This is a genomic window from Stenotrophomonas sp. PS02297, assembly GCF_029959705.1.
Classification (GTDB): Bacteria; Pseudomonadota; Gammaproteobacteria; order Xanthomonadales; family Xanthomonadaceae; genus Stenotrophomonas; species Stenotrophomonas nitritireducens.
In genome coordinates this window covers 1-5,832 of record NZ_JASCOS010000165.1, presented here as the reverse complement: position 1 = coordinate 5,832, position 5,832 = coordinate 1, and the positions used below count along the sequence as shown (strand labels likewise).

At 70.5% G+C, this 5,832-nt stretch carries 6 protein-coding genes and 1 pseudogene; 2 read left to right on the top strand and 5 right to left on the bottom strand.

Going from position 1 to position 5,832, the window contains the following annotated elements:
* Window positions 1-548 (top strand): superoxide dismutase family protein (locus QMX80_RS17950; RefSeq protein WP_282278532.1); only part of this gene is annotated, 548 nt, incomplete at its 5' end.
* A 98-nt stretch (window positions 549-646) separates the two neighbouring features.
* Here QMX80_RS17950 and QMX80_RS17945 read toward each other — a convergent pair.
* Window positions 647-1,027 carry a hypothetical protein gene (locus tag QMX80_RS17945; RefSeq protein ID WP_282278531.1) on the bottom strand — a complete coding sequence of 127 codons (381 nt, stop codon included), beginning with the start codon at window positions 1,025-1,027 and terminating at the stop codon, window positions 647-649.
* Between the two features lie 205 nt (window positions 1,028-1,232).
* Window positions 1,233-2,120, bottom strand: a complete 888-nt coding sequence (locus tag QMX80_RS17940; RefSeq protein WP_055772832.1) for a hypothetical protein — start codon at window positions 2,118-2,120, stop codon at window positions 1,233-1,235.
* A gap of 107 nt (window positions 2,121-2,227) precedes the next feature.
* On the opposite strand from QMX80_RS17940, the gene QMX80_RS17935 reads away from it, so the two are divergent.
* Entirely contained in the window at window positions 2,228-3,508 is a 1,281-nt protein-coding gene (locus QMX80_RS17935) for an acetyl-CoA C-acetyltransferase (RefSeq protein ID WP_282278529.1), read from the top strand.
* Between the two features lie 112 nt (window positions 3,509-3,620).
* Here QMX80_RS17935 and QMX80_RS17930 read toward each other — a convergent pair whose 3' ends face one another.
* The 3 genes and pseudogenes from QMX80_RS17930 to QMX80_RS17920 form a co-directional block, all read right to left on the bottom strand.
* On the bottom strand, window positions 3,621-4,337 hold the full coding sequence (locus tag QMX80_RS17930) for an ankyrin repeat domain-containing protein (protein ID WP_282278528.1): 717 nt from the start codon (window positions 4,335-4,337) through the stop codon (window positions 3,621-3,623).
* Between the two features lie 23 nt (window positions 4,338-4,360).
* On the bottom strand, window positions 4,361-5,623 hold the full coding sequence (locus QMX80_RS17925) for a heme biosynthesis HemY N-terminal domain-containing protein (RefSeq protein ID WP_282278527.1): 1,263 nt from the start codon (window positions 5,621-5,623) through the stop codon (window positions 4,361-4,363).
* Window positions 5,620-5,832, bottom strand: a pseudogene (locus tag QMX80_RS17920) (hypothetical protein); the annotation flags it as partial. The gene QMX80_RS17925 and the pseudogene QMX80_RS17920, both read right to left, overlap by 4 nt.

The window sequence follows — 5,832 nt, the reverse complement described above, 5'->3', positions numbered from 1 at the left end:
CTGCCGCCCCCGCCGACGCCGCCAGCGCGCCGGCCCCGGCCGTCGATCCCGCCGCGCCGCCGGCCATGGAGCCTGCGGCGGCCAGCGCAGCAGCCGTGGCCACCGCCGACCTGCAGCCGACCAGGGACAGCACCGTCAAGGGCAGCATCCGCTTCACCCTGGTGGACGGCAGGCTGCATGCCAGCGGCGACATCAGCGGGCTCAAGCCGGGCAGCGAGCATGGTTTCCACATCCATGAGAAGGGCGACTGCAGCGCGCCGGACGGCACCAGCGCCGGCGGCCACTTCAACCCGGGCAACGCCGAGCACGGCAGCATCGACGCGGCCGTGCACCATGGCGGCGACATGCCCAACATCGTCGCCGACGCGCAGGGCAACGCCCATGTCGACGGCCCGGTGTCGAGCAACGTCAATGCCGGCAAGGGCGATGGTTTCGACATCATCGGCCGCGGCCTGATCGTGCATGCCGATCCGGACGACTATCACAGCCAGCCGACCGGTAATGCCGGCGCGCGGCTGGCCTGCGCGGTGATCACCAAGGCCGAGTGAGGTTTCCGTTGCGGAAGTGAAAACGCCGGCATTGCCGGCGTTTTCGATCAGGCGTTTCCCCGCAGGCGCTTGAATGCGGGCGGATGATGGGGCCCGGGCTAGGTCCCGCAGCCGGCGGGGCTCGCTGGGGCCGGGCTCACATACGTGACTTGCCCGTTGCAGATGCGGTAGGCGAACGATTGGCTTGCCAGGCCCGGGGCGGGAACGGTCGCGGTATGCAGCACGCGGCCATCGCGTGATACCAGGCGGACCAGCGTCCCATGCGGGCTGGCGGCATTGCCTGGCGTCACGAGTTCCAGTGCGGCGCCATCGGCCAGCTGGAGTGTCATTGCCTGGCGGGCCGGAAGGCGAAGGTCGAAATCCACCGGCACACCGTCGTCGTACTGCACTGAGCCGGTGAACTGGACTTGCTCAGGGGCAAGTGCGAAAGCGGGAAGCGGCAGGCCGCACACCAATAAGGCGATAGCGATGGTCTTCACCGTCCATCTCCAATGTTGTGTGAGCGGGCCCCGTACAGGATAGAGCGGATGATCCCCGCAGCCTGGCCGGCATCGTCGCCCTGCGGGAAGACCGCTGCAAGCATGGCGCCGTCGCATCGGAACAGTGGGCGGCAGGGAAAAGAAAACGCCGGCGGAGGCCGGCGTCTGTCCATTCATGCTTGGCTGGCCCGTGGTTGCCCGATCGTCAGCGCGCCATCACCACGCGCGCGTCCTGGCCGGCTTCGACGTGCACGTACAGCACGTCCAGGCCGTGGGCCTCGAGCACCGCGGCCATCTGCCGCTGGCGCATCAGGTACTGCTCGTAGATGCGCTGCAGGCGGTCGCAGTCGTTTTTGTCCTGGGCGTAGTGCGCGCACCAGCCGGCGGGATCGAACAGCGCCATGCGCACCTCGCTGCCGGCATAGCGCAGCAGCGGTTCGGGCGCGACGTCCAGCCACTGCTCGCGCTCGGGCGAGAACATCGCCGTCTCCAGCAGCGGCCACAGTCCGGCCAGGCCCTGGTTGTCGTACTGCATGGCCATCATCGCGGCCAGGTCGTTGACGGTGAAATAACGCGCGTGCTCGACCTGCGCGCCGAAGGCGTTCTGCGCCAGCAGGGCGGTATCGGCCTGGGCCATGCCGTTGGCCAGCAGTACCTCTTCCAGCGCATCGCGGGTCTCGGCCAGCAGCGTGCCATCGCTGCCGGTCAGCACGAACGGCAGGACGCGCAGGCCGCCGCCGGTGAGCGCGGGGTCGGCCTGCAGGGGCAGCGGCACTTCGCCGGACGCATCGGCACCGAAGGCGAGCAGGCGTGGCCCCTGGTTGCGGCCGGGCGCGCGCATCTGCAGCTCTTCCAGGCGCCGGTGGACCGGCCAGCCAGGGCGCAGCACCTCGGCCGGGTCGAAATGCGCCGCGGCCAGCACCAGGTCCAGCCCGCTGGCCTGTGGCACCAGCCTGGCCAGGTCGCGGCCCACCAGCGTGGCCAGTTCGCCGGCCTGATCGGAAGGCAGCGCGGCGCGCGCGGGTTGCTGGCCGCCGGCCAGTTCCAGCGCCATCACGCCCAGTGCGTTCATGTCGGGGTTGGAATTGCTCATGGTTCGCGGTTGGCCCGTCACAGGCTCGAAGCTACACTCGATGTCCATTATGCCTGCTGCCGCAGGCAGGTCCGCGTCGCCTCCCCCCACCAGCCCCAGGTAACCGCATGTCCAGCGCCCGTCCCGTCGCCATCCTCGGTGGTGTCCGCATCCCGTTCTGCCGCCAGAACACCGCCTACGCGGATGTCGGCAATCTCGGCATGTCGGTGCGCACGCTCGGCGCGCTGGTCGAACGCTTCGGCCTGCATGGGCAGCAGCTGGGCGAAGTGGCGATGGGCGCGGTGATCAAGCACCCCAGCGACTGGAACCTCGGCCGCGAGGCCGCGCTGTCCTCCGGGCTGTCGCCGCTGACCCCGGGCATCACCCTGCAGCGCGCCTGCGGCACCTCGCTGGACAGCATCATCACCGTGGCCAACAAGATCGCCCTGGGCCAGATCGACTCGGGCATCGGCGGCGGTTCGGACACCACCTCCGACGTGCCGATCGTCTACGGCAAGAAGCTGCGCGGGCGCCTGCTGGCCGCCAACCGCGCCAAGAGCACCGGCGACAAGACCAAGGCGCTGCTGTCCGGCTTCCGCCTGTCCGAGCTCAAGCCCGAGTTCCCCGGCGTGGCCGAGCCGCGCACCGGCAAGAGCATGGGCGACCACTGCGAGGACATGGCCAAGGAGTGGAACATCTCGCGCGATTCGCAGGACGAATGGGCGGTGTCCTCGCACCGCAAGCTGGCCGCCGCCTATGAGCGCGGCTTCTTCGGCGACCTGATCGCGCCGTTCCGCGGCGTCGAGCGCGACAACATCCTGCGCCCGGACACCTCGCTGGAGAAGCTGGCCACGTTGAAGCCGGCGTTCGACAAGACCTCCGGCCGCGGCACGCTCACCGCCGCCAACTCCACGCCGCTGAGCGACGGCGCCGCCGCGGTGCTGCTGGCCAGCGAGGAATGGGCGCGCGCCCACGGCCACGAACCGCTGGCCTACCTGCGCGACGCGCAGGTGGCGGCGGTGGACTTCGTGCACGGCGAAGGCCTGCTGATGGCGCCGACCATCGCCGTGCCGGAGATGCTCCGGCGCAACGGCTTGACCCTGCAGGACTTCGACATCTACGAAATCCACGAGGCCTTCGCCGCGCAGGTGCTGTGCACGCTGCGCGCCTGGGAGAGCGAGGACTACTGCCGCAACCGCCTGGGCCTGGACGCGCCGCTGGGCCGCATCGACCCGGAGAAGATCAATCCGCTGGGTTCGTCGCTGGCCACCGGCCACCCGTTCGCCGCCACCGGCGCGCGCATCGTCGCCACCGTGTCCAAGGAACTGGCCGAACGCGGCGGCGGCCGCGCGCTGGTGTCGATCTGCACCGCCGGCGGCATGGGCGTGGTGGCGATCATCGAGCGTTGAGCGCAGGCGACGGCTGCCGGCCTGGGGAACGGGCCGGTGGCGGCTCACGCAGGGCCGGCGTGACGGGTCGAATCCCGCCGGCCTGCACCTGCTTCCTTCGGATGAACCGGCGTCAATGCCCGCTGGCGGCATCCAGCCGCATGTTCCGCTTGATCGCGGACTGGCGGATGGTCTCGTCCGGTGCGGCGCCGGCCGCCAGCAGCAGGTCCACCATCGGCTGGTTGCGGCAGCCGACGGCATAGCGCAGCGCCGTGGTGCCGCTGTCGGTCGCCAGGTTCGGCGATGCGCCGGCCTGGAGCAGTACGCGGGCCATGTCGAGCCGGTTGTTGGCCGCAGCGACGATCAGTGCGGTAGCGCCGGACTCATTGGTCGTATCCAGTGCCGCGCCGCGTGCGAGCAGGTAATCAAACACCTGCCGCGAGCCGGAATGGACCGCATCCTGCAGCAGGCCGCCCGCGTGTTCCTGCAGGGGATGGCCGGCGGCTTCCATGCGTTCGAGCATGGCCACGTCGTCGGCGAAGGTCGCCAGGATCAGTGGATCGAGCCACCTGCGTTCGGTCAGCAGGGCCGGGTTGACAAAGGCTGCAACAAACTTCGGATCGGGCGACTCGGGCAAGGGTGGTTCGACGCTTGCCAGTGCGGTGCTTATGGCATTGCGTTGCGCATCGGTCGGCAGCCCCAATGCGCAGACATTGCCGGAAGTGCGGGTGTTTTCGTATTGATGGCCCAGGACATCAAATGCCAGCGCGCGCGCCTGCATGTAGCGGCTTTGTGCCAGCGCGGGCGGGATGCACAGGACCAACAGGGCGAGTGCGGCCAGCTTCTTCATGGGCGTCCTCGCGCGAGGGGTGTTCAACCGGGCAGCCGCGGGAAACCGTGTGCGTCGCGCTCCTCGGCCACGGCCTGGTCCTGGATCTGCTGGCGCAGGTCGCGGCGTTGCAACGACCGGGTGGCGTGGCCGCGGCGGTGGTGCAACGCGTTGAGCAGGCATTGACGGGCCAGTGCGTCCTCGCCGGCGGCGGCGAAGCCTTCGCCCAGTTCCTCCCAGGCGTCGCTGCCGGCGCCCTGGGCGATGGCGCGATGCAGGAATTCCTCGGCCTGCGTCCACTGGCCCTGGCCACGCGCCAGGCGCCCCAGGGTCAGCAGCAGCGCCGGGCTGGACGGATGCGACTGCAGCCAGCGCTGTGCGCTGGCGCGGCGCGAGTCGAGCTTGTCCACAGGCAGTTCGCCGTAGAGCGCGATCAGGGCTTCGTCCCAGTGGCTGTCCAGCGCCTGTTCGATGCTGCGCAGGGCGACGTCGTTCCAGTTCAACGCCACCGCACGGCAGGCGTAGCGCGTCACCGCGACCGGCGTGCCGCGCAGCGCCCTGGGCAGGACCTCCCAACGCGCGGCCAGGGTGTTCACGTCGGCGGCCTCGTCGAGCATCTGCAGGGCGAGCCGGGTTTCCAGCGCGGCCAGGGTGTCGGCCGGTACCGCCTGCTGCTGGCGCAGCGCGCCGAGCTGGCCATAGGCCTCCTCGGCGCGGCCGGCGCGGGCCAGCGCGTCGGTGCGCAGCCATAGTCCGCGCGGCGGCAGCGGCTGGATGGCCGGCGGGTCCAGGGCGTCGATGGCCTGTTGCGGCTTGTCCAGCTGCAGCCAGCGTTCGGCGCTGTGCAGGGCGTGGAGGGTGGCGTCCAGCGCGCCCAGCTGCTGCAGGTGCTGGCCGGCGCCGGCGGCGTCGCCACGCGCTTCGGCCGCGCGCATCGCCGCGACCAGCGCGATCGGGCGCACTTCTTTTTCGCTGGCGGCGCTGGCCAGCAGCTTTTCCGCGCGCTGCCACTGCCCGCCGTCCAGGGCCTGCAGGCCGTCGATCAGCCGTGCGCGCCCTTGCCGGCGCCGGTAGCGCGCCCAGGTGCGGAACGGTGCGCTGAGCAGGGTCCACAGCAGCCACAGCAGCAGACCGGCGATCAGCAAGGCCAGAAGCGCCTGCGGCAGGGTGGCGATGTAGTCGTTGCCGCCGGCGCGCACGATCACCTCGCCGATGTCGCGTACCGACTCCTGCCCCAGCCACTGCGCGCCGAGGATGCCGATGGCGGCCACCAGCAGGACGATCACCAGCGAACGGAATGCCTTCATGGCGCCACCTTGCCGTCGCGCATGCCGCGCAGTTGCTGCAGGGTACTGCCCAGTTCCGGCAGCGCGATGCGCAGGTCGACCTTGCGCAGTTCCGCCAGCGCATGGCGCTGGCTGCGCCGTCGCGGCGAATCCGGCCACAGCCGCAGCAGCCAGCCGTCCACGCGCTGCAGCGCCTGCTGCCAGCCATCGGTGTCGCCGCGCTCCAGCGC

Coding starts and splice junctions, on each gene's coding strand:
- QMX80_RS17940 (WP_055772832.1), bottom strand. CDS start 2,120: ATGAGCAATTCCAACCCCGACATGAACGCACTGGGCGTGATGGCGCTG.
- QMX80_RS17935 (WP_282278529.1), top strand. CDS start 2,228: ATGTCCAGCGCCCGTCCCGTCGCCATCCTCGGTGGTGTCCGCATCCCG.
- QMX80_RS17930 (WP_282278528.1), bottom strand. CDS start 4,337: ATGAAGAAGCTGGCCGCACTCGCCCTGTTGGTCCTGTGCATCCCGCCC.
- QMX80_RS17925 (WP_282278527.1), bottom strand. CDS start 5,623: ATGAAGGCATTCCGTTCGCTGGTGATCGTCCTGCTGGTGGCCGCCATC.